The 22290-nt window shown below is 40.4% G+C and carries 19 protein-coding genes, 1 pseudogene, 1 riboswitch and 1 other annotated feature; of the genes and pseudogenes, 14 read left to right on the plus strand and 6 right to left on the minus strand.

The window, feature by feature from the left end; genetic code table 11:
• Nucleotides 1-46 precede the first annotated feature (46 nt).
• A riboswitch (SAM riboswitch) is annotated at nucleotides 47-170 on the plus strand.
• Nucleotides 171-370: 200 nt separating this feature from the next.
• Nucleotides 371-1567, plus strand: a complete 1197-nt coding sequence (metK, locus tag AC1DSK_RS12675; RefSeq protein WP_016426552.1) for a methionine adenosyltransferase — start codon at nucleotides 371-373, stop codon at nucleotides 1565-1567.
• A 236-nt stretch (nucleotides 1568-1803) separates the two neighbouring features.
• On the opposite strand, the gene AC1DSK_RS12680 is transcribed toward metK, so the two are convergent.
• The gene (locus tag AC1DSK_RS12680; protein ID WP_477548035.1) at nucleotides 1804-2322 is read right to left on the minus strand and encodes a gamma carbonic anhydrase; all 519 of its coding nucleotides are present in this window, start codon (nucleotides 2320-2322) and stop codon (nucleotides 1804-1806) included.
• 103 nt (nucleotides 2323-2425) lie between these two features.
• On the opposite strand from AC1DSK_RS12680, the gene AC1DSK_RS12685 reads away from it, so the two are divergent.
• The 4 genes and pseudogenes from AC1DSK_RS12685 to AC1DSK_RS12700 all read left to right on the plus strand — a co-directional run bounded on the left by AC1DSK_RS12685 (nucleotide 2426) and on the right by AC1DSK_RS12700 (nucleotide 7416).
• Nucleotides 2426-3226 (plus strand): alpha/beta hydrolase, encoded by an 801-nt coding sequence (locus AC1DSK_RS12685; protein ID WP_477548036.1) that lies wholly within the window; start codon nucleotides 2426-2428, stop codon nucleotides 3224-3226.
• A gap of 689 nt (nucleotides 3227-3915) precedes the next feature.
• Nucleotides 3916-5388, plus strand: coding sequence for an alanine/glycine:cation symporter family protein (locus AC1DSK_RS12690; protein WP_477548037.1), 1473 nt, complete (start codon nucleotides 3916-3918; stop codon nucleotides 5386-5388).
• A gap of 132 nt (nucleotides 5389-5520) precedes the next feature.
• Nucleotides 5521-5775 (plus strand): annotated as a pseudogene (locus tag AC1DSK_RS12695) (malic enzyme-like NAD(P)-binding protein); the annotation flags it as partial.
• A gap of 72 nt (nucleotides 5776-5847) precedes the next feature.
• On the plus strand, nucleotides 5848-7416 hold the full coding sequence (locus AC1DSK_RS12700) for an amidohydrolase (RefSeq protein WP_477548038.1): 1569 nt from the start codon (nucleotides 5848-5850) through the stop codon (nucleotides 7414-7416).
• A gap of 64 nt (nucleotides 7417-7480) precedes the next feature.
• Here the strand turns inward: AC1DSK_RS12700 and AC1DSK_RS12705 are convergent, their stop codons facing one another.
• The 4 genes from AC1DSK_RS12705 to mnmL form a co-directional block, all read right to left on the minus strand.
• On the minus strand, nucleotides 7481-8017 hold the full coding sequence (locus tag AC1DSK_RS12705; RefSeq protein ID WP_477548039.1) for an isoprenylcysteine carboxyl methyltransferase family protein: 537 nt from the start codon (nucleotides 8015-8017) through the stop codon (nucleotides 7481-7483).
• Nucleotides 8008-9087, minus strand: coding sequence for a type III polyketide synthase (locus AC1DSK_RS12710; RefSeq protein WP_477548040.1), 1080 nt, complete (start codon nucleotides 9085-9087; stop codon nucleotides 8008-8010). Before AC1DSK_RS12710 ends, AC1DSK_RS12705 begins: the two co-directional genes overlap by 10 nt.
• Nucleotides 9088-9184: 97 nt before the next feature.
• Nucleotides 9185-9751, minus strand: coding sequence for a tRNA 5-(aminomethyl)-2-thiouridylate-methyltransferase MnmM (gene mnmM, locus AC1DSK_RS12715; protein WP_477548041.1), 567 nt, complete (start codon nucleotides 9749-9751; stop codon nucleotides 9185-9187).
• Nucleotides 9748-10698: a tRNA modification radical SAM protein MnmL/YtqA gene (gene mnmL / locus AC1DSK_RS12720; protein ID WP_477548042.1), complete on the minus strand. Its 951-nt coding sequence runs from the start codon at nucleotides 10696-10698 to the stop codon at nucleotides 9748-9750. Before mnmL ends, mnmM begins: the two co-directional genes overlap by 4 nt.
• A gap of 157 nt (nucleotides 10699-10855) precedes the next feature.
• Between mnmL and AC1DSK_RS12725 the strand changes: the two genes are divergently transcribed.
• From AC1DSK_RS12725 to AC1DSK_RS12760, 8 genes are all read left to right on the plus strand, one after another.
• Nucleotides 10856-12046 carry an MDR family MFS transporter gene (locus AC1DSK_RS12725; RefSeq protein WP_477548043.1) on the plus strand — a complete coding sequence of 397 codons (1191 nt, stop codon included), beginning with the start codon at nucleotides 10856-10858 and terminating at the stop codon, nucleotides 12044-12046.
• Between the two features lie 256 nt (nucleotides 12047-12302).
• Entirely contained in the window at nucleotides 12303-13646 is a 1344-nt protein-coding gene (locus AC1DSK_RS12730; protein ID WP_477548044.1) for a sigma-54 interaction domain-containing protein, read from the plus strand.
• A 234-nt stretch (nucleotides 13647-13880) separates the two neighbouring features.
• Complete coding sequence (locus tag AC1DSK_RS12735; protein WP_477548045.1) at nucleotides 13881-14570, plus strand: CoA transferase subunit A; 690 nt, start codon at nucleotides 13881-13883, stop codon at nucleotides 14568-14570.
• Nucleotides 14571-14590: 20 nt separating this feature from the next.
• Nucleotides 14591-15259, plus strand: coding sequence for a 3-oxoacid CoA-transferase subunit B (locus AC1DSK_RS12740; protein ID WP_477548046.1), 669 nt, complete (start codon nucleotides 14591-14593; stop codon nucleotides 15257-15259).
• A gap of 34 nt (nucleotides 15260-15293) precedes the next feature.
• On the plus strand, nucleotides 15294-16634 hold the full coding sequence (locus AC1DSK_RS12745) for a GntP family permease (protein WP_477548047.1): 1341 nt from the start codon (nucleotides 15294-15296) through the stop codon (nucleotides 16632-16634).
• A 48-nt stretch (nucleotides 16635-16682) separates the two neighbouring features.
• Complete coding sequence (locus tag AC1DSK_RS12750; protein ID WP_477548048.1) at nucleotides 16683-17450, plus strand: 3-hydroxybutyrate dehydrogenase; 768 nt, start codon at nucleotides 16683-16685, stop codon at nucleotides 17448-17450.
• 44 nt (nucleotides 17451-17494) lie between these two features.
• Nucleotides 17495-17714 (plus strand) — a binding site (T-box leader).
• Nucleotides 17715-17913: 199 nt separating this feature from the next.
• Complete coding sequence (gene leuS / locus AC1DSK_RS12755; protein ID WP_477548049.1) at nucleotides 17914-20328, plus strand: leucine--tRNA ligase; 2415 nt, start codon at nucleotides 17914-17916, stop codon at nucleotides 20326-20328.
• Nucleotides 20328-20495, plus strand: coding sequence for a hypothetical protein (locus tag AC1DSK_RS12760; protein WP_016426568.1), 168 nt, complete (start codon nucleotides 20328-20330; stop codon nucleotides 20493-20495). Before leuS ends, AC1DSK_RS12760 begins: the two co-directional genes overlap by 1 nt.
• A 110-nt stretch (nucleotides 20496-20605) precedes the next feature.
• Here AC1DSK_RS12760 and AC1DSK_RS12765 read toward each other — a convergent pair whose 3' ends face one another.
• Nucleotides 20606-20977 carry a VOC family protein gene (locus AC1DSK_RS12765; protein WP_477548050.1) on the minus strand — a complete coding sequence of 124 codons (372 nt, stop codon included), beginning with the start codon at nucleotides 20975-20977 and terminating at the stop codon, nucleotides 20606-20608.
• A gap of 170 nt (nucleotides 20978-21147) precedes the next feature.
• Between AC1DSK_RS12765 and AC1DSK_RS12770 the strand changes: the two genes are divergently transcribed.
• Nucleotides 21148-22245: a threonine aldolase family protein gene (locus AC1DSK_RS12770; protein WP_477548051.1), complete on the plus strand. Its 1098-nt coding sequence runs from the start codon at nucleotides 21148-21150 to the stop codon at nucleotides 22243-22245.
• The last annotated feature ends 45 nt before the right edge of the window (nucleotides 22246-22290 follow it).

Below are 22290 nucleotides of genomic sequence, written 5' to 3' on the forward strand. Positions count from 1 at the left end.
TTGACAAGGCTTCATTAGTTTATTATGATGTAAAACTGAACGGATACTCTTATCCCGAGCTGGTTGAGGGGTCAGGCCCTATGAAACCCGGCAACCTGCAATTATGAACCAAGTAGTAATTGGCAAAGGTGCTGAACCTGAAACAAGGTGAATTCCTTGGATGATAAGAGTGAAAGGTGCCTATACATGAATACCTTTCCTCATGTATTTTACGTGAGAGAGGGTTTTTTTTATGACATCTCCCTTTATCCTCGTGTGCAGAAGCCCGAAAAGGCGGAAGGTTTTATTCAACTGAATAAGCTGGACATGGGAAATGAGTACCGTTTGAATTTTCCGAGAGCAATCTCGAAGGATATAGGAGGAATATTAAATGACAACTCGTCGTCTATTTACATCAGAATCAGTAACAGAAGGGCATCCGGATAAGATTTGTGATCAAATCTCAGACGCAATTTTAGATGCTATTTTAACTGAAGATCCAAATGCACGTGTTGCGTGTGAAACCACTGTAACAACAGGTTTAGTGCTTGTTGCCGGTGAAATCACAACATCTGCATACGTGGATATTCAAAAAGTGGTACGTGAAACAGTTCGTGAAATCGGCTACACACGTGCAAAGTATGGTTTTGACTCAGAGACTTCTGCAGTATTGACTGCAATCGATGAGCAATCTGCTGATATCGCAATGGGTGTTGACAGAGCACTGGAAGCACGTGAAGGTTCGATGACAGATTCAGACATCGAAGCAATCGGTGCAGGTGACCAAGGTTTAATGTTCGGTTTTGCTTGTAATGAAACACCGGAATTAATGCCTCTTCCAATTAGTATGGCTCATAAGTTAGCTCGTCGTTTAGCATTAGTTCGTAAAGAAGAAATTCTTCCATACTTACGTCCAGATGGCAAAACACAAGTAACTGTAGAATATGATGAAAACAATAAACCGTTGCGTATTGACACAATCGTTATTTCTACTCAACATCACCCAGAAGTAACACTTGAGCAAATTCAACGTAACTTGAAAGAACATGTCATCAATCCTGTCGTTCCGGCAGAATTAATTGACGAAAATACAAAATACTTCATTAACCCAACTGGTCGCTTCGTAATTGGTGGACCACAAGGGGATGCTGGTTTAACTGGTCGCAAAATTATCGTTGATACTTACGGTGGATACGCTCGTCACGGTGGCGGCGCATTCTCTGGTAAGGACGCTACGAAAGTTGACCGTTCAGCAGCATATGCTGCACGCTATGTAGCGAAAAACATCGTAGCAGCAGGACTTGCTGACCGTTGCGAAGTTCAACTTGCATATGCAATCGGTGTTGCTCAACCAGTATCAATTGCAATCGATACTTTTGGTACAGGTACAGTAGAAGAATCGAAACTTGTTGAAATTGTTCGTGATTCATTCGACCTTCGCCCAGCTGGAATCATCAAAATGTTAGATCTACGTCGTCCAATTTACAAGCAAACAGCTGCTTATGGACACTTCGGTCGCACAGACTTGGATGTACCATGGGAGAAAACAGACAGAGCGGCTACTTTGAAAGAAAAAGCAGGCGTTTAAGAGTGAGAAGCCATTCCGGGGTATGACCTGGAATGGCTTTTTTGTTGGAAATTAGTGGGAGGAAGGGTTGAATCAGCTGTGAACCGCAATAAATCCAGTTGAAAGGGAACAAAGTGCATTCGTACAGGAAGAATCGAAGAGTGAACGGGAACAAATCAATTTGAACGGGAATAAATCTAAGAATGCTTTAACATATTAAAAGGACCGGGCTCAATTACCCGGTCCTTAATATCCGTTTACTTTTGTTTTTGCATTTCCTTATAAATCTGTCCTTTTTCAGCATATTCTCTCACAATACGTTCCATATCTAGTTTGTCTTCAGCGTTCAATTCACGAACCACTTTTGCCGGACGTCCCAATGCAAGCATACCTGGGGGAATTACTTTACCGGGAGGTACCAAGCTGCCTGCACCAATAAATGCACCTTCACCAATCTCTGCGCCATCCAGCACAATGGAACCCATGCCAACTAATGCTCCTTTTCGTACGGTACAGCTATGTAAAGTTACTTGGTGTCCGATGGTGACTTCATCTTCCAAAATTAATGGAGCGGCAGGGCTTTGATGAAGGCAACACAAATCTTGAATATTAACTTTTCGGCCGATTCGTGTCGCATTGACATCACCACGAATAATGGTATTAAACCAAATAGTGGACTCTGGACCGATTGTCACATCACCACTTATTGTGACATAATCAGCAATATAAACAGATGGGTCAATCATGGGTGTTTTATCATTAAATGGGTAAATCATTCTAAAACCTCGTTTCTTCTTGCCATATGCTTTCATTATACAAAAAAAGAGGAACTAAAAAAGGATGACTTCGTCGAATAAAGAAATAGAAGGAGCGATGATTATGTGGAAATGGGAAGCTGATGGACAGGCAAAAGCAGTCATCGCCATCGTACACAGCGCGTATGAACATCATCGTAGGTACGCCTGGTTAATAGAAGAATTCAGGAGTTCAGGATTTCATGTTGTAATGGGGGATCTGCCGGGGCACGGAGAATCGGCTCTCAATAAACAAGCACATGACGAGGATTTTCAATCGTATGGCACTTTTATCAATCACTTGATTGACGCTTCGCTTACATATAACTTACCCGTTTTTATTATGGGTCACGGGTTAGGTGCAACTTTACTCATGCAAGTGCTTCAGGAAAAATCAATTGAATGTGCAGGAATTATTCTGACATCTCCTTGGATGCATTTACATATTCATGCATCGAAACTTTCCAGTGCTTTAGCCAACATGGGGAAGCTTGCTGAAAACGTCAAGAGTACTCATGAAATAACCATTAAAAAACTGACAAGAAATTATGATGTTTATACGCAAGATAAAGACGATGAACTATATAACACGACCATTACTTTGAAGTGGTACAGGGAGTTGCAGCATTTGATGAAAGCAACAACCGCCAAACAAGAAAGCATTCAAAATGTTCCTATTTTGATGATGACTGCAGAGCGGGATAAAATTACGGATCCGACATTCGCAAAGAATTGGCTGCAAAAACAACAACTTTCTGAAATACAATACAAAGAGTGGAAAAATTGTTTCCATGATCTGTTCCAAGAGCCAGAACGAGAAGATGTGTTTTATTACACTAAGACATTCGTGAATAATGTGTTGCGTTCACTCGGATATGTGGTTTAAGACAAATAAAAGCCTTTCTAATGAAAAATTAGAAAGGCTTTTATTATGGATTTGTTTATGACTTCATTTATGAATTATGCTGATTTACAAGGATTTTTACAATCATGCGGTGCTTTAGATATAAATTATTCTGACAGAAAATTAGCCCCCTGTAAAAAAGGGAATCAATAGATTCCAAATTTCAAAACCTGAACATTTACGAATATGATAATTCTCTTTTAATAAAAATATTACAGCTTGTTAACGAAAAGAATATTAATTTAAAAATTTGAGTTCTTATCTTTTGCACTCTATCGAAAAAGATTGTGGTCGGCTATTTCTTTCGCTTTCCGCAGGGGTCTTCAGAAATAGCCAACCACCTTCCTACTGAAATATTTTGCTTAGACACGCTACAGAAGTGATTTCTGTTGATTGCAGTGGAGGCGGCGGCAATTTTAATAATAATATTTCTCTATATTTTTTAGAGTAACATTGCATTGCATGCAAAGCTTACTAAGCACAAAAAGAAGCAGTAAATCCTTTTTCAACCCTTTTGAAACGTGGATTTAAGAACGCTATGCCTTGCAAAAGTCGCAGTTAACATAATGAAAATCTAGAAGTATATAAAATTTCTTACCTTGTACTAATATATTTTTTGTAATATAGTGAATAATGTGACAATATCATGAACAAACAAAGGGGGAAATCGGATGGAAGAGTTTATTGGGCAAATAAATAACTTTTTATGGGGACCATGGATGATTTATGGCTGTTTGGCTATCGGTCTATTATTTTCAATCCTTACTCGTTTCTTGCAAGTTCGACTGATCAAGGATATGGTTGTTCAAATGTTCAAAGGTGAAAAATCGGATGCCGGGGTATCTTCATTCCAAGCATTATCGATTGCATTATCAGGTCGTGTTGGAACCGGAAATATTGCAGGGGTTGCTACGGCGATTGCATTTGGTGGTCCAGGGGCTGTATTCTGGATGTGGGCAATTGCGTTTATCGGGGCGTCTTCAGCGTTTGTCGAATCAACTTTGGCTCAAATTTATAAAGTGAAAGACCAAGGACAATACCGTGGTGGTCCTGCTTATTACATAGAAAAAGGAATCGGCTCGAAGTGGTATGCAGTTATTTTTGCACTCGCAACACTATTGGCTATGTCCATATTGATGCCAGGCATTCAATCGAACTCCATTGCCATAGGGATGGAAAATGCATTTGACATGCCTCGATGGGTTACTGGAGCTGTAATTGTTGTCATTCTAGGCGTCATTATTCTCGGCGGAGTAAAACGTATTGCAAACGTAGCTCAATTTGTTGTACCTTTCATGGCGCTAGCTTACATTCTAATGGCAATAATCATTATTGGAATGAACATTACTGAAGTGCCAGGTGTTCTTAGATTGATCTTTTCAAGTGCTTTCAGCTTTGACTCGACTTTCGGTGGGATGATTGGTGCTGCAATTGCATGGGGCGTCAAACGTGGAGTCTATTCAAATGAAGCTGGTCAAGGTACTGGACCACACGCAGCAGCTGCGGCAGAAGTTTCTCATCCGGTGAAACAAGGTCTCGTTCAGGCATTCTCAGTGTACATTGATACATTGTTGGTGTGTTCAGCAACTGCATTCATGATTTTATTCACAGGGATGTACAATGTTCAATTGGATGACGGCGAAGGCGAATTTGTTGTTGAAAACCTTCCAGGAGTCGATGCTGGAGCTGGCTACACTCAAGCGGCAATTGATTATGCAATGCCGGGAGCAGGTATTGGAGCTGGATTTGTTGCAATTGCGTTGTTCTTCTTTGCATTCACGACAATTATGGCTTACTACTATATGGCAGAAACCAATGTTGCTTATCTACTGAAAGGCAATGCTGAAAAAATAGGTATTTTTGTTTTGAAAATTGTCATTTTAATAACAGCGTTCTATGGAACGATAAATGAAGCTAAATTAGCTTGGGCACTAGGCGATGTAGGGTTAGGTTTAATGTGCTGGTTGAATTTAATTGCAATTCTTATCATAGCTAAGCCCGCTCTTCTTGCTCTTAAAGATTATGAAGCTCAGAAAAAAGAAGGCAAAGATCCAGTATTTGATCCGAGAAACTTAGGTATTAAAAATGCTGATTTCTGGGTTGAATATAATGACAACTTAAAAAATGAGAACCTGAAGAAATAACAATTTATCGCCTAACTCCGGTTGGGCGATTTTGTTCTTTTATAGAAAGAAAAAGTGATTATCTGCGGACTATACATTTTGATTTCCGGACATACTTGGGAATTTAATATAATGGACGAATGACGTTTTCTTAAGGATGCCTTGGCTGCCGGTGCTGCTTATGCAGCGGATGGAAGATTGGTTAATAATGCATTAGGATTTCCAGGGATTTTACGTGGTGCTTTGAATGCACGCATGAGTGACATCAGTTACCCGATGCTAGTTGGAGCGGCTCGAGCCATTGCCAATCATACAAAACCAGGGGATTTAATACCAAATCCATTAGATTCGAGTGTGCATACAGTTGTAGCAAGAGCTGTTGAACAAGCTGTACAGGAACAAAAATAAGTAATAACCGTTTCATTCCATTGTGAATGAGACGGTTTTTGTTTTATGATTATACAAAGTGGAGGTGCCATCATGACAAAAATCTGTTTTCATCATGCAACATTTTATACGATGAAAGATTCACAACATACTATTGATGCAGTTTTGGTAGAGAACGGCAAAATTATCAATACCGGTTTATATGAAGATATGAAAAAGTATGCAGATCAATGTATCAATCTTGAGGGGGCATTTGTCTATCCTGGATTTGTGGACAGCCATATACATATGATTGGTCATGGTGATAAATTGCGTCATATTGATTTATCTAAATATATGTCTCCAAATGAAATGACGGCAGATTTGAAAAATCTTCTGATCAATCATCCAGAAGGAGAATGGTTTCTTGCTGAAGGATGGAATGAAAATAATTTTGACAACCAAAAAATACTTAACCGCTACGAACTGGATGAGCTTTCTACTTCACCGATTGTGTTAAAGCGAATTTGTAGACATGCCATGATTGTGAATTCAGTTGCACTTAAGCTGGCGGGAATTACAAAAGATACTCCCGACCCGGAGAATGGTGTCATAGTCAGAGACGATGAAGGCGAACCAACTGGATACTTATTGGACGGGGCTATGGCTTTTGTAGAAAAACATATTCCTGAAGTCTCTGTTACACAATTGGTCATTTCTTTAGAAACGGCTTTGACCGATTTGGTATCGCGAGGCTTTACAGGCGTTCATACAGAGGATATGAGTTATTACGGTGATTACAACCGACCGTTGCAAGCGTTTAAAACAGTCATCGGAAATGACCGCAAATTCCGTGTGAATTTACTTCGCCATCATACAGTCTTTGAAAAGATGATGCATGATGCAACGTATGATCAACCGTGGATTGAACCAGGCGCCATGAAAATATTTATTGATGGTTCCCTTGGAGGGCGAACGGCCTTGCTGAGTGGACCATATGCCGACGACATGTCAACTTCAGGTGTTTCAATTCATACTCAAGAAGAATTGAATGCCCTCGTGTCAAGAGCTCGTTCTTATGGTGAAGCAGTAGCTGTGCATGCAATTGGTGATATGGGGATGGAAATGATTGTATCCGCTATAGAAAAACACCCTGTCCGAGAAGGGAAACGAGATCGTTTAATTCATGCGAATGTATTACGTGAGGATTTAGTAGACCGTATGGAGAAACTCGATATTGTACTCGATATTCAACCAAGTTTTGTTACATCGGACTTTCCGTGGGTTAAAGAGAGGTTGGGAGAAACTCGACTTGACTGGGCGTATGCTTGGAAAAGGCTATTGGACCGCGGAATTACATGCAGCGGAGGTTCAGATTCTCCAATCGAAGAAGTGGATCCACGACTTGGTTTATATGCAGCCATTGCAAGGAAGAGCCCTGGTGACACACATGACGGGTATCAACCACAGGAAAAACTCAGTCGATACGACGCGATTGCCCTATATACGATTGGCAGTGCAATGGCTATTGGCAAGGAAAATGAAAGAGGCTACATTAAGAAGAACTTTGACGCAGATTTTACCGTCTTTGATCGAGATTTATTTGACGGACCAGATGAACAAGTTCTGGAAGCAAAAGTCGTGAAAACAATCATAGCCGGAGAGATTGTGTTTGAAAAATAAATTAAAAATAGTAAAAGGCTGACTCATTATTAGGGTCAGCCTTTTTGCGTAGGAAAATCGTATATTAGAAGACTTCCTTGTAATTCGTAACTTCTCGTAAAGCTGCCTCTTCCATCGGGATGCGCACACACAAAATAATTAAATTTAATAAGGCAAATATCAGTGCTGTAAAGTAAGCCCCGAACATTAAGGGAATCACTAAAATTTCCAATGAAACGACGAAATAATTTGGGTGCCTCAAGAAGCGGAAGGGTCCTTTTTTAACGACATGCGCACCAGGTAAGACAAGGATTTTTGTGTTCCAGAACCTTCCAAGTGAAGCGATTACCCATACGCGCATGATTTGTAGACCTACAAAAATGATAAATAGCACAGGCCAAAGAGAAGGGAGTTCGCGGTCGAACATCAAAAATTCAACAATTAGACTAAGGAAAAAGCCAACATGTATGCCTACCATGTAAGGATAGTGCCTCGCCCCGACTTCGTATCCTCCTTGACTACGAATCCATCGTTCATTATTGCGTGCGACAAAAAGCTCAACTATTCTTTGCACAATAACAAATCCCACTATACTGGAGAAAATAATTGTTTCTATTGCCATTCCAGCAGCACCAATTCTCCACTGAATCCAGGTCCAAGTGCCGCCAACAAACCTTTTTCTCCTGGAGAACAATCTAGCTTCATGAAAGCTTCCAAAACATAAAGAACGGTGGGCGAAGACATATTCCCGTGTTTTCTTAAAATCTCCCTTGAAATATCGGTTTTGGATGAGTCAAACCCAAGCGATTTTTCGTATGCAGTCAGCACTTTCTTGCCACCAGGATGGGCAATGAAATGGTCAAGTTGTTTAGAAGTCAAGTGGTGTTCTGCCAAAAATTCTGTAACGAATGGCTCGAGCCACTTTTCAATAATGGAAGGAATGCTTTTGGAAAAGACGACATGCAATCCATCGTTTTTCATATCCCATCCCATCACATTTTCGGAATTGGCCATTGTTTTTGAAGATGTTGCGACAAATACAGGGCAAGGTTTCTTGGATTGAATGACTGCGTCGTCTCCGCAAATCAATGCACAAGCTACTCCATCTGCAAATAAAGATGCCCCAATTAAATTGCTCTTTGAGTAGTCATTTGGCTGAAATGTTAAGCTGCATAATTCCACACATAGCACGAGTACTTTCGCTTTCGGATAAGCAAGACAATAGTCAAATGCACGACTTAATCCTGATGCACCGCCTGCACACCCCAGTCCCCAAATCGGGATGCGTTTGACATAGTCAGAGAATGGAAGTTGATTTAAAATTCGCGCCTCGATACTCGGTGTCGAAAAACCGGTACTAGAAATAAATAAAATACCGTCAATCTCGGAAGGATGAACGGACTCTTCCAAAAACTCCTGGTTTTGCAGACAGGCATTAATAGCTAAAGCACCGTAGGAAGTGGCAAGTTCGATGTATAGTCGATTGCGTTCCTCCAAATCATGAGGATGTTCAAACCACTCCGTTGGCACGCAAAATTGACGGGATTCAATTTCGCCATTTTCAAATACTTTGAGCATCCGTTCCAAATCTTCGTAGTGATCGGTAAATAAATTTTTCAATAATGTCGAGGCTTCTTCTTGGGAATAGGAATATGGAGGAAGGAATGAACTGATGGATTGGATTTTTGGCATAGAAATCTCCTTAGGGAAAAATGATAACCCTAGTTTTTCCAATCCTCTTAAAAATATGCAAAAAACCTTAAGGAAAGCTAAATAGCTTACCTTAAGGTCATGTAAGATGCTTCATTTTCTCAATCGCCACAACAAACGGCGGATGATTTTGTTGATTGATAAATTCATATTTCAGTACATGGACAAATGATTGAGGTAGTGTTTGTAAATAATCAAGCAAAGCGTCACGCTCCACATCGCCGCCCTCATGTCCATGGTATACGACCAACACAATGATTCCACCGACTTTTAATAAATCCAGACAACCAGTGATTGCTTGAATGGTTGTATTCGGTTTTGTGATGATGGAATGGTCTGCACCTGGCAAATAGCCGAGGTTGAAAACGGCGGCAGATATTTCATTCGTTACATATTGGGTGATTTTCTCGTGACCATCCTGTATGACCGTAGCACATTCCTGCCATTCATCTAATCGTAATCGTGTTGCTTCAATTGCCTCTTCCTGAACATCGAAAGCATACACTTTTCCAGTCGGTCCGACCAGCTGTGCGAGAAAAAGGGTATCATGGCCATTCCCAGCGGTTGCGTCTACAACAGTATCTCCAGGACAAACCGAGCTTTTTAATAATGTTTTCACATAGGGGAGAACCCTTTCTAGTTTCATTGTATGGTCACCTTCTCTGAGAAATGTTTGCCTTGCCAACTGTCCCGGTGAACAAGTTCAGCATCGATTGCATTCAGTACAGACCATTTATTGACACTCCACATGGGCCCAATCATTAAATTAATCGGTCCATCTCCTGTAATACGATGAATTACCATTTCAGGTGGCAGAAGTTCAAGTTGATCGGCAACGAGTTGGACATATGCGTCCTGGTCCATAAACTCGAGCAATCCTTTTTCGTATTGTTTGATCATGGGTGTTCCCTTCAGTAAATGAAGCAAATGGATTTTAATACCTTGAACATCCAGTTTGGATACTTCACGGGCAGTTTCCATCATCATCTCTTTATCTTCAAGAGGCAGACCATTAATAATATGGGCGCATACGTTAATGCCATGTTTGCGGAGTTTCTGAACTCCTTCGATATAACAAGCATAATCATGTGCACGATTGATTAACTTTGCTGTCCGTTCGTGAACGGTCTGAAGACCAAGTTCTACCCATAGATAGGTACGCTCGTTCAATTCAGCCAGATATTCCACGACATCATCTGGCAGACAATCTGGGCGTGTTGCTATCGATAAACCGATAACGCCTTCCTGTGCTAAAGCAGCTTCGAATTTTTCTTTTAATACAGGGAGCGGCGCATGTGTATTCGTGTAAGCCTGAAAATAAGCCATATATTTTCCGTCTTTCCATTTCTTATGCATCTTATTTTTCACTTCTTCAAATTGAACGTCAATCGAATCTACACGGTCACCGGCAAAATCTCCTGAGCCCGCCGCGCTGCAGAAAGTGCAACCTCCGAAAGCCACTGTTCCGTCCCTATTTGGACAATCAAATCCAGCGTCTAATGCTACTTTAAATACTTTGAAACCAAATTCGTTTCGTAAATGACGGTTCCAAGTGTAGTATCGCTTCCCGTCAGAAGGAAAAGGGAAATTCATTTATGCATCCACTCCTCTAAAAGGGTATTTTATCATGATTCTCATAGAAAACCCATGCACCCCAAAAGCAGAATACTTGTATTATTTGAGACATCTTGTTGGATTGTCCAAAAAAGACTACAATTATTTAGGATTTCGAAATAATGGAGGAATTGTCATGCCTAGAAGTGTATGGCTTTTAATAATAGGTATGCTCGTCAATGTCACGGGTAGCTCGTTTTTATGGCCCTTAAATACTATATATTTACATGAACATTTAGGAAAAAGTCTGTCAGTGGCAGGGCTGGTTTTAATGGCGAATGCAGGTGCAGGAATCTTCGGAAATTTACTCGGTGGTTATTTGTTTGACCGTATTGGTGGGTATAAATCCATCATGCTTGGAATTGTCATTACTATTATTGGTCTGATCGGGTTAACTCTATGGCACGGTTGGCCGCATTATGTGTGGTTCCTGACGATTATAGGATTCAGTGGAGGTATTGTCTTTCCAAGTATGTATGCGATGGTAGGAACTGCCTGGCCGGAAGGTGGGAGGAAAGCGTTCAATGCGATCTATCTTGCACAGAATTTGGGTGTGGCTATCGGTCCGGCAGTAGCTGGAATTATCGCGGATGCCAGTTTTGATTATATTTTCATTGCGAATTTAGGCATGTATATTGTGTTCTTTTTCATTGCGTTTTTTGGCTATCGAAAGTTTAATATTTCGCCGAATATGCATACTTCCGTCATTAATGAAGGGAAAAAGATACGAAACAAAGCACCGTTTTATGCCTTGCTTATCGTCACTAGCGGCTATTTACTATGTTGGCTAGTGTATGTGCAATGGCAGTCAACTATTGCGACGTATACTCAGGAGCTGGGACTGACACTGAAGCATTACAGTTTGCTATGGACAATTAACGGGTTGCTCATTTTAGCTGCCCAGCCAATCATTCAACCGATTGTCAAAAGACTTGAACACCGTGTAAAAGCTCAGCTGGTTTTAGGTATTGTTATCATGATGATTTCATTTATCGTCGTTGGATATGCACAAGTATTTTCGATGTTCGTAACAGCGATGGTGATATTGACCATTGGGGAGATGTTTGTGTGGCCCGCTGTGCCGACTTTGGCAAGTCAGCTGGCACCTAAGGGCAGGGAAGGGTTCTATCAGGGAATTGTTAACAGTACAGCGACAGTTGGCAGAATGCTGGGTCCTTTTGTAGGTGGAGTCCTGGTCGATCAGTATGGTATGACAGCTATGTTTTTAATCTTGACGTCATTCATGGCATTGGCTATTATTCCAAGCCTTTACTATGATCGTCCGCTAAAAAAAGCAATGTTAAAGAATGTAGTAGATGTTGAATAAGAATTGAAAGAGTACAAGTACTTTTCTGTTGCATGATGGCATGGGTAGTAAGAGTGCAAATTAGGAGGATATTGGTTAGTTGCTCCAAAGAGAGTGCATTTACATCTATCATGAAATCTATGATAACAATAGGAAAGTTAAATTTAACCTTAAGAAAAGAAAGTGAAGAGCCTACTTAGGCTCTTCGCTTTTTTGCATAATTGCGTATTCTTTGGGAAAATAGAATGGAACGAATCGCAAAGTTAGGGTGAGTAAAATGAAGTCAGTATTACAACAATTACCGGAATCTGTTCTTGCACAAATATTGGAGAACGCATTTCAATGGTTTGTCGTGGTAGATAAAAATTCACGAATCCTTTATATCAACGAAGACTATTGCCGGTTTTTAGAGGTGCCACGAGATCAAGCCATCGGAAAACCTGTGGATGAAGTAATCGAAAATACAAAAATGCACGAAGTTATTAAATCCGGAATGGCACACCAAGCATCTCCACATTACATAAAAGGGACATATATGCTGGCTAATCGCGTACCTTTAATAGTGGATGGAGAAATTGTCGGTGCTTTTGGAAGCGTTGTTTTTCGGGATATGAACGATTGGAAAAAGCTTAGTTCACACGTTAGGACTACCATGGACAAAATTAACATGACTTCGCATGAAGCACCGAACAAATCATATCGTCTTGAAGATATCAAAGGTAGTTCGAAAGCGATTCGTTCGATCAAAGAAACAATACAAATGATTGCCCCAAGTGATTTGTCCGTACTGATTGAAGGCGAAAGTGGAACAGGAAAAGAACTATTTGCTCAAAGTATCCATGAACGATCGGAGCGTGCTGAATTACCCTTTGTGAAAATTAATTGTGCAGCAATCCCAGCGGATTTATTGGAATCGGAGATTTTTGGTGCCTATTTAGAGCCCGAAAAGCATCATCGAAAAGGACGCTTTGAACTTGCCGATAATGGAACCTTGTTTATCGATGAAATTGGTGCAATGCCACTGACCATTCAAGCGAAGCTATTGCGCGCTATTCAGGAAGGCGAGATTGAAGCTGTTGGTTCTCATATGCCGAAAAAAGTAAACGTAAGAATACTTGCAGCAACCAATCGTCCTCTGGAACATTTAATTGAACAAGGCAAATTTCGAGAAGATTTATATTACCGTATCCAAGCCATTACGCTACGTATTCCCCCGTTACGTGAGCGAATGGAAGATTTCACAGAACTGGCCAATACCTTTCTACAGCAATACATATTAAAGGCGGGTAAACGCAGACTTGTCCTGTCGAGCCGAACAAGAGAGTATTTACAAAACTACCATTGGCCAGGGAATGTTCGCGAATTGCAAAATGTCATTCAAGCGGCAGTATATTTAGCTGAGCACGAGATAATAGAACCCACTGCATTACCGGAACAATTGAAACAAGTTCGGAAAAAACCCGTAACTCAGTTCGTCAATTTGCAGGATGCAATAGAAGATCTTGAAAAGATGATGATTCAACATGCATTGCAAGATGAAAAGGATAAAAGGATAATAGCCAAACAATTAGGACTAAGTCGTTCGACCCTTTATGAGAAAATAAAAAAATATAACTTATGACCTAATTCCGAATAAACGGACGTAAATCCGAAAAATAAGACTACTAATTTCGACAAAATCTCAATTCATATTCAATAGACTTCTAAATAGTCCGAAATTTCGGACTTGAGGACGAGTGATTTCGACAATTAGTTGTCACAACTGCTATTGCGTGAAAATTCTGCATCTGATTTAATAGCTATGAAAGCGCTTTTATACAATTAATTAAATGAATTCTTGTAAGGAGGAAAACACATGAAGCCAATCTATTCTTCTGCAGAAGAGGCTGTACAACAAATTCAAAATGGTGCGACATTAATGGTCGGTGGTTTTGGACTGGTTGGAATACCCGAAAAATTGATTCTTGCTCTTGTTGATAAAGGCGTAACCGATTTAACCGTTATCTCGAATAACTGTGGAATTGATGATTGGGGCCTTGGTCTTTTATTGAAAAATAAACAAATAAAAAAGATGATCGGTTCATATGTTGGTGAAAACAAGGAATTTGAACGCCAAGTATTATCTGGCGAAATCGAAGTGGAGTTGACGCCACAAGGGACTTTAGCTGAAAAAATTCGCGCGGGTGGTGCAGGCATACCTGCATTCTTTACTCCGGCAGGCGTTGGTACAACCATTGCTGAAGGAAAAGAAATTCGTGAATTTGACGGTAAGGAATATGTACTTGAAGAAGCATTGCGAGCTGACTTTGCACTTGTTCGTGCTGCGAAAGCTGATAAGTTTGGGAATCTTGTTTATAACAAAACAGCGCAAAACTTTAATCCGATGATGGCGGCTGCTGGAAAGTTCACCATTGCAGAAGTGGAAGAAATTGTTGAAACAGGTGACTTGGATCCGAACACAGTTCAAACACCAAGCATCTATGTACAAGGACTACTGCAAGCATCACAAGAGAAACGGATTGAACGTTTAACGACTCGTTCATAAGACAGGAGGAGACAAACAGCATGGGAAAAGTAAATGTTAGGGATCGTATAGCTATTCGAGCTGAACAAGAAATTGAAGACGGAAACTACGTGAACTTAGGAATTGGGATGCCAACTTTGGTTGCAAACTATATTTCTCCTAACAAAACAGTAGTTTTACAATCTGAAAACGGATTACTAGGTATCGGGCCTTATCCAACAGAAAATGAAGTTGATCCTGACTTGATTAACGCAGGAAAGGAAACGGTTACAACAATTCCAGGTTCTGCCTTTTTCACAAGTGCTGAGTCGTTTGCCATGATTCGTGGTGGACATGTTGACGTTGCTATTTTAGGTGGTATGGAAGTTTCAGAGACTGGCGATTTAGCAAACTGGATGATTCCAGGCAAAATGATTAAAGGCATGGGCGGCGCAATGGATTTAGTTCATGGTGCCAAGAAAATCATCGTTATTATGGACCATGTTGCAAAAGATGGGTCAGCCAAAATCAAGAAACAATGTGATCTCCCGTTAACCGGTAAAGGCGTTGTAAACAAAATAATTACAGAACGTGCTTTGATTGAAGTAACACCAACTGGATTGGTTCTAAAAGAAGTTTTTGAAGGGTTCTCTGTTCAAGACGTCATTGATTCTACAGAAGCTTCTTTAAATGTAGATAACGTAAAAGAAAATGTCGAGTTTAATAACTAAAACGTCTTAATAAAATTTCGGGGGAAATTTATTAATGGATACTAGTATTGTATTAAGTATGATCGGCCTCCTTGGTGGACTAGCTTTACTTATTTTCTTAACATTAAAAGGTGTAAACATTCTTATTGGTGGACCGATTTCTGCATTATTCGTTGCCGTCATGAGTGGTTTGCCATTATTTCCTCAGTTGGTTGAAGAAGGAGCAGCAAACTTTGTTACCAGTTATATGACAGGTTTTACATCATTCATTTTAGCTTGGTACCTAATGTTCTTACTTGGGGCTGTTTTTGGAAAAGTAATGGAAGACAGTGGTGCTGCTGATTCAGTTGCCAAATGGTTTGTTGCAAAATTAGGCATGAAGTTTGCCGTGCTTGCAATTGTACTTGCATGTGCAGCTTTAACTTACGGCGGTGTTAGTTTGTTCGTCGTAGCATTCTCTGTATATCCAATGGCTATCTCTTTATTTAAACAAGCAGATTTACCACGTCGTTTTATTCCAGCGACATTAGCTTTAGGATCTGTCACATTTACAATGACTTCTGCAGGTTCTCCAGAAATTCAAAACTGGATTCCAATTCCATTTTTAGGGACAGATCAGTTTGCAGGTTGGGAAGTCAGTTTAATTGTAGCTGCTTTCATGGCAGTATTCGGTTATTGGTGGTTGAAAAAACTTATCACGAAAGCAGTCAATAAAGGTGAACGTTTTGAAAATCGTGAAACGGATCCAACTTTTGATGTAAACCGTCCATTGCCCAATCCATTCCTATCTATGATTCCATTATTGGTTGTATTGGGTATTTCGTTCATTTTCCACAATGAATTAAAAACTTCCGCATTAATTGTTGCCTTGCTGGGTGGAATTATTGCAACGTTTATCGTTAGTTGGAAATACTTTAAATCACCTTGGGAAGCAGTTTCTGCAGGTACTGTAGGTGCTATTATCGCTATTGGTAACACGGCTGCGGTTGTAGGTTTCGGCGGAGTTGCAAAATCTGTGCCTGCATTTCAGGTAGCAGTTGATGCAATGACAAGCATTCCTGGTTCTCCTTTAATCGGAGCGGCTGTAGCTGTATCAGTAATTGCAGGTATGACAGGTTCAGCTTCTGGTGGGCAAGCTATTGCATTACCATTATTAGCACCAGGTTATTTGGATGCTGGTGTTAACCCTGAAGCGTTACACCGTGTTGTGGCCATTTCATCTGGAGCGCTTGATTCACTGCCACACAATGGCTATGTTGTTACAACTATACATTCCATTTGTGGTGAGAAATATAGCCAAGCTTATTGGGCAGTAGCTGCAACTACTGTTGTTACACCAGCAATCGGTGTAGTAATTGCGATTATACTATTCTCGTTAGGTTTTGGAATTAATTAATCGAAATCAGCCGCCTAGTGCGGCTGATTTTTATGGAGGGAATTAATGATGGTAAAAGATAAAGTATTATTCATTACAGGTGCAGCACAAGGAATCGGTTTTCAAATTGCACAAGAGTTTGCACAAGCTGGCGCCAAAGTGGTGTTGACTGATTTGAATGAGGAAAAAGTAAAAGAAGCAGCGGCTTTACTTGGTTCAGGTGCAATCGGCTTAAAATGTGACGTAACTGTTGAAGAGGAAATTATCAATTCAATCGATGAAACCATCAGACAATTTGGCAAGCTTGATATTTTAATCAACAATGCTGGTATGCAACACGTTGCCATGTTGGAAGATTTCCCAACAGCACGTTTTGAATTGCTGGTAAAGATCATGTTGACAGCTCCTTTTATCGCCACGAAAAATGTATTGCCACATATGCGCAAACAAGGCTTCGGCCGTATTATCAACATTGCCTCAATCAACGGATTAGTAGGATTTGCGGGTAAATCAGCCTATAACTCCGCCAAGCATGGCGTGATTGGATTGACGAAAGTTGCTGCTCTTGAAACAGCAGTGGACGGCATTACCGTAAATGCAATTTGCCCAGGTTATGTGGACACGCCTCTTGTGCGTAATCAGTTGCAAGATTTGGCTACAACTCGCAATGTGCCCCTTGAATCAGTGCTTGAACAAGTTATTTATCCGTTGGTTCCCCAAAAACGTTTACTGGATGTAAAAGAAATCGCGGATTTAGCGATGTTCTTATCCAGCGAATCGGCAAAAGGCATGACGGGACAGGCAGTTGTTTTGGACGGCGGATATACTGTTCAATAAATCTTGTGCTTTTTGAAAACTTCGATTACAATAAAAAATAATAGTGTAAGACTGTGAAAAGGATCAGTAAATAATGTTGTGTTTTGTAGAGAGCCGACGGTTGGTGCAAGTCGGTATCACAAATTATTGAACTCGCCTTGGAGTCTGCAGTGGTGAAGTAGTAGTAACCGGTGCCGTTTTCCGCGTTAAGGAAACAAGTTGAGCGATATTTGTTGCTAATTTGGGTGGTACCGCGGGAGTATGCGTATAACTCTCGTCCCTTAGTCTTTTTGACTAATGGACGAGAGTTTTTTTTATTTGGTTATGTTATATTTCTTTGTTGTTTTTTACTGGTAAGTGATATGGAGCAAAACAGCGAAGACTCCTTTGGGAAAGCTCGACACTCGCCCAAGGAAAGCGTAGCTGTTTTGCGGAAAATCAACAGCAATGATTAACAGAGCCTTTATTTTAAGGAGGAATAGATATGAATTTTAAACATCAACAGATTGAAAAAAAGTGGCAAACGTATTGGGATCAAAATAAAACATTTAAAACTGGGGAAGATTCTTCAAAACCGAAGTTTTATGCTTTGGATATGTTTCCTTTTCCTTCAGGTGCAGGACTGCATGTAGGTCATCCAGAAGGATATACGGCAACTGATATTTTGAGCCGATTCAAGCGTATGCAAGGTTACAATGTGTTACATCCAATGGGATGGGATGCTTTTGGTTTACCTGCAGAGCAATATGCACTTGATACAGGAAATGACCCTGCTGAATTTACGGCAAAAAACATTGCGACATTCAAACGTCAGATTCAGGAACTTGGATTCTCTTATGATTGGGAACGTGAAATCAATACAACGGATCCTTCTTATTACAAGTGGACGCAATGGATATTCCTTCAGCTACATAAAAAAGGATTGGCTTATGTGGATGAAGTGGCAGTGAACTGGTGCCCGGCACTTGGAACTGTGCTTGCAAACGAAGAAGTGATTGATGGGAAATCCGAACGCGGCGGGCATCCTGTTGAAAGACGTCCAATGAAGCAATGGATGCTGAAAATTACAGCGTATGCTGATCGTTTAATCGAAGATTTGGATGAGCTGGATTGGCCAGAAAGCATTAAAGATATGCAACGTAACTGGGTTGGCCGTTCAGAAGGAGCAGAACTGACATTCAAAGTGGATTGCACTGAGCACACATTCCGTGCATTTACTACACGTCCGGATACAATCTTTGGCGCAACATATGCAGTACTGGCACCCGAGCATGCTTTGGTAAAAGATATTACCACTGCAGAACAACGTGAAGCGGTAGAAAAATATATTGAATCTGTGAAGTTGAAAAGCGACCTTGAGCGTACAGATTTAGCAAAATCCAAAACAGGTGTGTTTACAGGTGCTTATGCACTTAATCCTGTAAATGGAGAGAAAATGCCGATTTGGATTGCTGACTATGTACTGGCTTCATATGGTACTGGCGCAATCATGGCTGTTCCTGCACATGACGAACGCGACTATGAATTTGCCAAACAGTTTGAACTTCCAATCGTTGAAGTCGTTGCAGGTGGAGACATTTCAAAAGAACCGTATGCAGGAGAAGGCGAGCATGTTAACTCTGATTTCTTGAATGGTTTGGACAAAACGGAAGCAATTGAAAAAGCGATTGCTTGGTTTGAAGAAAAAGGAACTGGCGAAAAGAAAGTAACATACCGCCTACGTGATTGGTTATTCAGCCGTCAACGTTACTGGGGTGAGCCGATTCCTGTAATTCACTGGGAAGATGGTTCAATAACAGCTATTGATGAATCAGAACTTCCACTGATTTTACCGAAATCTAATGATATTAAACCAAGTGGAACAGGTGAATCACCACTTGCTAAAATAGACGAATGGGTAAATGTTGTTGATCCGAAAACGGGCATGAAAGGCCGTCGTGAGACGAATACAATGCCAAACTGGGCAGGTAGCTGCTGGTATTACCTGCGCTATATTGATCCAAACAATGATCAAGCCATCGCAGACCCAGAATTGATTAAACAATGGTTGCCTGTCGATATTTATATCGGTGGAGCTGAACATGCGGTTCTTCACTTACTTTACGCTCGTTTCTGGCATAAAGTGTTGTATGATATTGGCGTTGTGCCAACTAAAGAACCATTCCAAAAACTTTACAACCAAGGAATGATTTTGGGCGAAAATAACGAAAAAATGTCCAAATCAAAAGGAAATGTCGTGAATCCTGACGATATCGTGGAAAGCCATGGAGCAGACACTCTTCGCTTGTACGAAATGTTCATGGGGCCATTGGACGCGTCCATTGCGTGGTCAGAAAATGGACTTGACGGTGCCCGTCGATTCCTGGATCGCATCTGGCGCTTGTTCGTAAATGAAGATGGTACAATCAGCGGTAAGATAGTTGAGTCAAATGATGGAACACTCGAAAAAGTGTATCATCAGACAGTGAAGAAAGTGACGGAAGACTACGAAGGAATCCGTTTCAACACAGCGATTTCGCAAATGATGGTCTTTATCAATGATGCTTACAAAGCACCACAAATTCCTGTTGAATATGTAAAAGGATTCGTTCAGCTTCTTGCTCCTGTAGCACCACACGTGGCAGAAGAACTTTGGGAAAAGCTTGGAGGCAGCGAAACGATTTCTTACGTGGCTTGGCCGACATTCGATGAATCCAAACTAGTGGAAAACGAAATTGAAATGGCTATCCAATTCAATGGTAAGGTTCGCACGAAAATGGTCGTTAGTAAAGACTTCACTAAAGATGAGTTGGAAAAAGCGGTATTACAAGACGAAAAAGTGATTGAAATTCTTGATGGAAAAGAAATCAAAAAAGTCATTGCCATTCCTGGTAAGCTTGTGAACATAGTGGTCGGCTAATGGAACCGATACATGTTGTTTTAATACTTGTCGTCATCGCATTTTCTTGGAAGATTTTCACGATACTGCGTCACCCAGAAATTTCTAAATCCAACAAAAGGATGGCACTCAGTGTATTTATCATTTCACTGATTTCATTCGCCATTGCACTATATTTTGCCGGATAAGCGCAAACCCCAGTCATTTTTAAAAATGACTGGGGTTTATTTTTGTTGATGATTAGATGGTGAAGTTGCGATCATTCCGAAAAAAGTAGTTGTCCCACATTATCTGTTCTTTATACGTGTTGATCCACGAGAATAGGATTACCGTCTGGATCTTCAATTGTAAAACTGGCTGGTCCAACGCCTGATGTATCTGCTTCAGTCAGTATTTTAATTCCTTTTGCTTTAAGCTGATTCTGCAGCTCTCGAATGTCCGTAAATGCATCAAGATTCTCGGCATTTTGATTCCACCCAGGATTAAAAGTCAGAATGTTCTTTTCGAACATTCCTTGGAATAGCCCGATTACACAACCTTCATTCTTCATAATAAGCCAATTTTGAGTAATGTTCCCACCAAAGACTTCAAACCCTAAATCTTCGTAAAATGATTTTGATTTATTAATGTCTTTTACACTTAAACTTACAGAAAATGCTCCTAGTTTCATATTACTTCCTCCTAATAGTTTTGAATATTCAGGTTTTATATAAGTTCAGTATAAATGTGTCATTTGGAATACACAACATTCATCTTAATTGAAGTGTACAGCTCCTCATACATGCCATGCTCAAGTGCTATACTAAATAGATACATAGAAAGAATGGGAGGACAAAAACAATGGGCCAAACTAATCTTCTAATGGATTCTTTTAAACAAACTAAACATCAAGTTGGTGGACACGGAATAAGAAATGTTCAAATATTGAAAGAGGCATTCGACTCTTTCGATGGCCAGACAGTGAGTGATATGTACGGGAGAGGCGAAATAATTGAAGCTTTTCAAGACAAGATGGCAGCGTATTTAGGAAAAGAAACAGCTGTCTTCTTTCCAAGTGGCACAATGGCACAGCAAATCGCATTGCGTATCTGGTGCGACCAAAAAGCCCTGAGAAAAGTGGCTTATCATCCATTAAGCCATCTGGAAATTCATGAGCAAGATGGCTTGAAGGAATTGCACCACATCGAAACGGTGTTGTTGGCGGATAAGAACAGGGTAATTGAACTAAATGATGTGCTCACAATGGACGAGGAAATAGCTTGCTTATTGCTGGAATTGCCTCAGCGTGAAATAGGCGGTCAATTACCGACGTATGAAACACTCGAAAAAATATCCAGTCATTGTCGTGAAAAAGGAATCAAGTTGCATTTAGATGGGGCACGACTTCTTGAAATACTTCCTTATTATCAAAAAACTGCAACTGAGATTTGTAGTTTATTTGATAGCGTATATATCTCCGTTTATAAAGGGATAGGTGGAATTGCGGGGGCTATCCTGGCCGGTGATCAGGACTTTGCGCAAGAATCAAAGATTTGGAAACGACGTCATGGGGGAGATTTAATCAGTCTGTACCCATATATCATCAGTGCCGATCATTATTTTGAGCAAAGATCAGAGAAAATGGGGCAATATTATGAGGATGCAAAGGAACTTGCCGGACTTTTTAACTCATGTCATGGAGTGGAAACATTACCATTGAAGCCTGTTTCTAATATGTTCCACGTCTATTTTGGTGGCGCAAAGGAAACCATGGAACATTTGTTGGCAGAAATACACATTGAAACAGGTATTGGTTTAACCAGTTATTTAAGAGAAACATCAGTTGAAAGATGTAATTTTGAATTGAGCATTGGTGACTTGTATGAGAGTGTACCAAAAAGTGAATTAAAGCACGCGTTTCAACTGCTGGATAAGAAGATGCGAGAGATTACGCAATAATGTTATGGAAAGGGGGAAGTGACAAAATCACTTGCCTCTTTCCTT

This window comes from Paenisporosarcina sp. P4_B8, assembly GCF_056402175.1.

Bases quoted from the DNA above. Each gene is read 5' to 3' on its own strand.
- metK (WP_016426552.1), top strand. From the start codon at position 371: ATGACAACTCGTCGTCTATTTACATCAGAATCAGTAACAGAAGGGCAT.
- AC1DSK_RS12680 (WP_477548035.1), bottom strand. From the start codon at position 2,322: ATGATTTACCCATTTAATGATAAAACACCCATGATTGACCCATCTGTT.
- AC1DSK_RS12685 (WP_477548036.1), top strand. From the start codon at position 2,426: ATGTGGAAATGGGAAGCTGATGGACAGGCAAAAGCAGTCATCGCCATC.
- AC1DSK_RS12690 (WP_477548037.1), top strand. From the start codon at position 3,916: ATGGAAGAGTTTATTGGGCAAATAAATAACTTTTTATGGGGACCATGG.
- AC1DSK_RS12700 (WP_477548038.1), top strand. From the start codon at position 5,848: ATGACAAAAATCTGTTTTCATCATGCAACATTTTATACGATGAAAGAT.
- AC1DSK_RS12705 (WP_477548039.1), bottom strand. From the start codon at position 8,017: ATGGCAATAGAAACAATTATTTTCTCCAGTATAGTGGGATTTGTTATT.
- AC1DSK_RS12710 (WP_477548040.1), bottom strand. From the start codon at position 9,087: ATGCCAAAAATCCAATCCATCAGTTCATTCCTTCCTCCATATTCCTAT.
- mnmM (WP_477548041.1), bottom strand. From the start codon at position 9,751: ATGAAACTAGAAAGGGTTCTCCCCTATGTGAAAACATTATTAAAAAGC.
- mnmL (WP_477548042.1), bottom strand. From the start codon at position 10,698: ATGAATTTCCCTTTTCCTTCTGACGGGAAGCGATACTACACTTGGAAC.
- AC1DSK_RS12725 (WP_477548043.1), top strand. From the start codon at position 10,856: ATGCCTAGAAGTGTATGGCTTTTAATAATAGGTATGCTCGTCAATGTC.
- AC1DSK_RS12730 (WP_477548044.1), top strand. From the start codon at position 12,303: ATGAAGTCAGTATTACAACAATTACCGGAATCTGTTCTTGCACAAATA.
- AC1DSK_RS12735 (WP_477548045.1), top strand. From the start codon at position 13,881: ATGAAGCCAATCTATTCTTCTGCAGAAGAGGCTGTACAACAAATTCAA.
- AC1DSK_RS12740 (WP_477548046.1), top strand. From the start codon at position 14,591: ATGGGAAAAGTAAATGTTAGGGATCGTATAGCTATTCGAGCTGAACAA.
- AC1DSK_RS12745 (WP_477548047.1), top strand. From the start codon at position 15,294: ATGGATACTAGTATTGTATTAAGTATGATCGGCCTCCTTGGTGGACTA.
- AC1DSK_RS12750 (WP_477548048.1), top strand. From the start codon at position 16,683: ATGGTAAAAGATAAAGTATTATTCATTACAGGTGCAGCACAAGGAATC.
- leuS (WP_477548049.1), top strand. From the start codon at position 17,914: ATGAATTTTAAACATCAACAGATTGAAAAAAAGTGGCAAACGTATTGG.
- AC1DSK_RS12760 (WP_016426568.1), top strand. From the start codon at position 20,328: ATGGAACCGATACATGTTGTTTTAATACTTGTCGTCATCGCATTTTCT.
- AC1DSK_RS12765 (WP_477548050.1), bottom strand. From the start codon at position 20,977: ATGAAACTAGGAGCATTTTCTGTAAGTTTAAGTGTAAAAGACATTAAT.
- AC1DSK_RS12770 (WP_477548051.1), top strand. From the start codon at position 21,148: ATGGGCCAAACTAATCTTCTAATGGATTCTTTTAAACAAACTAAACAT.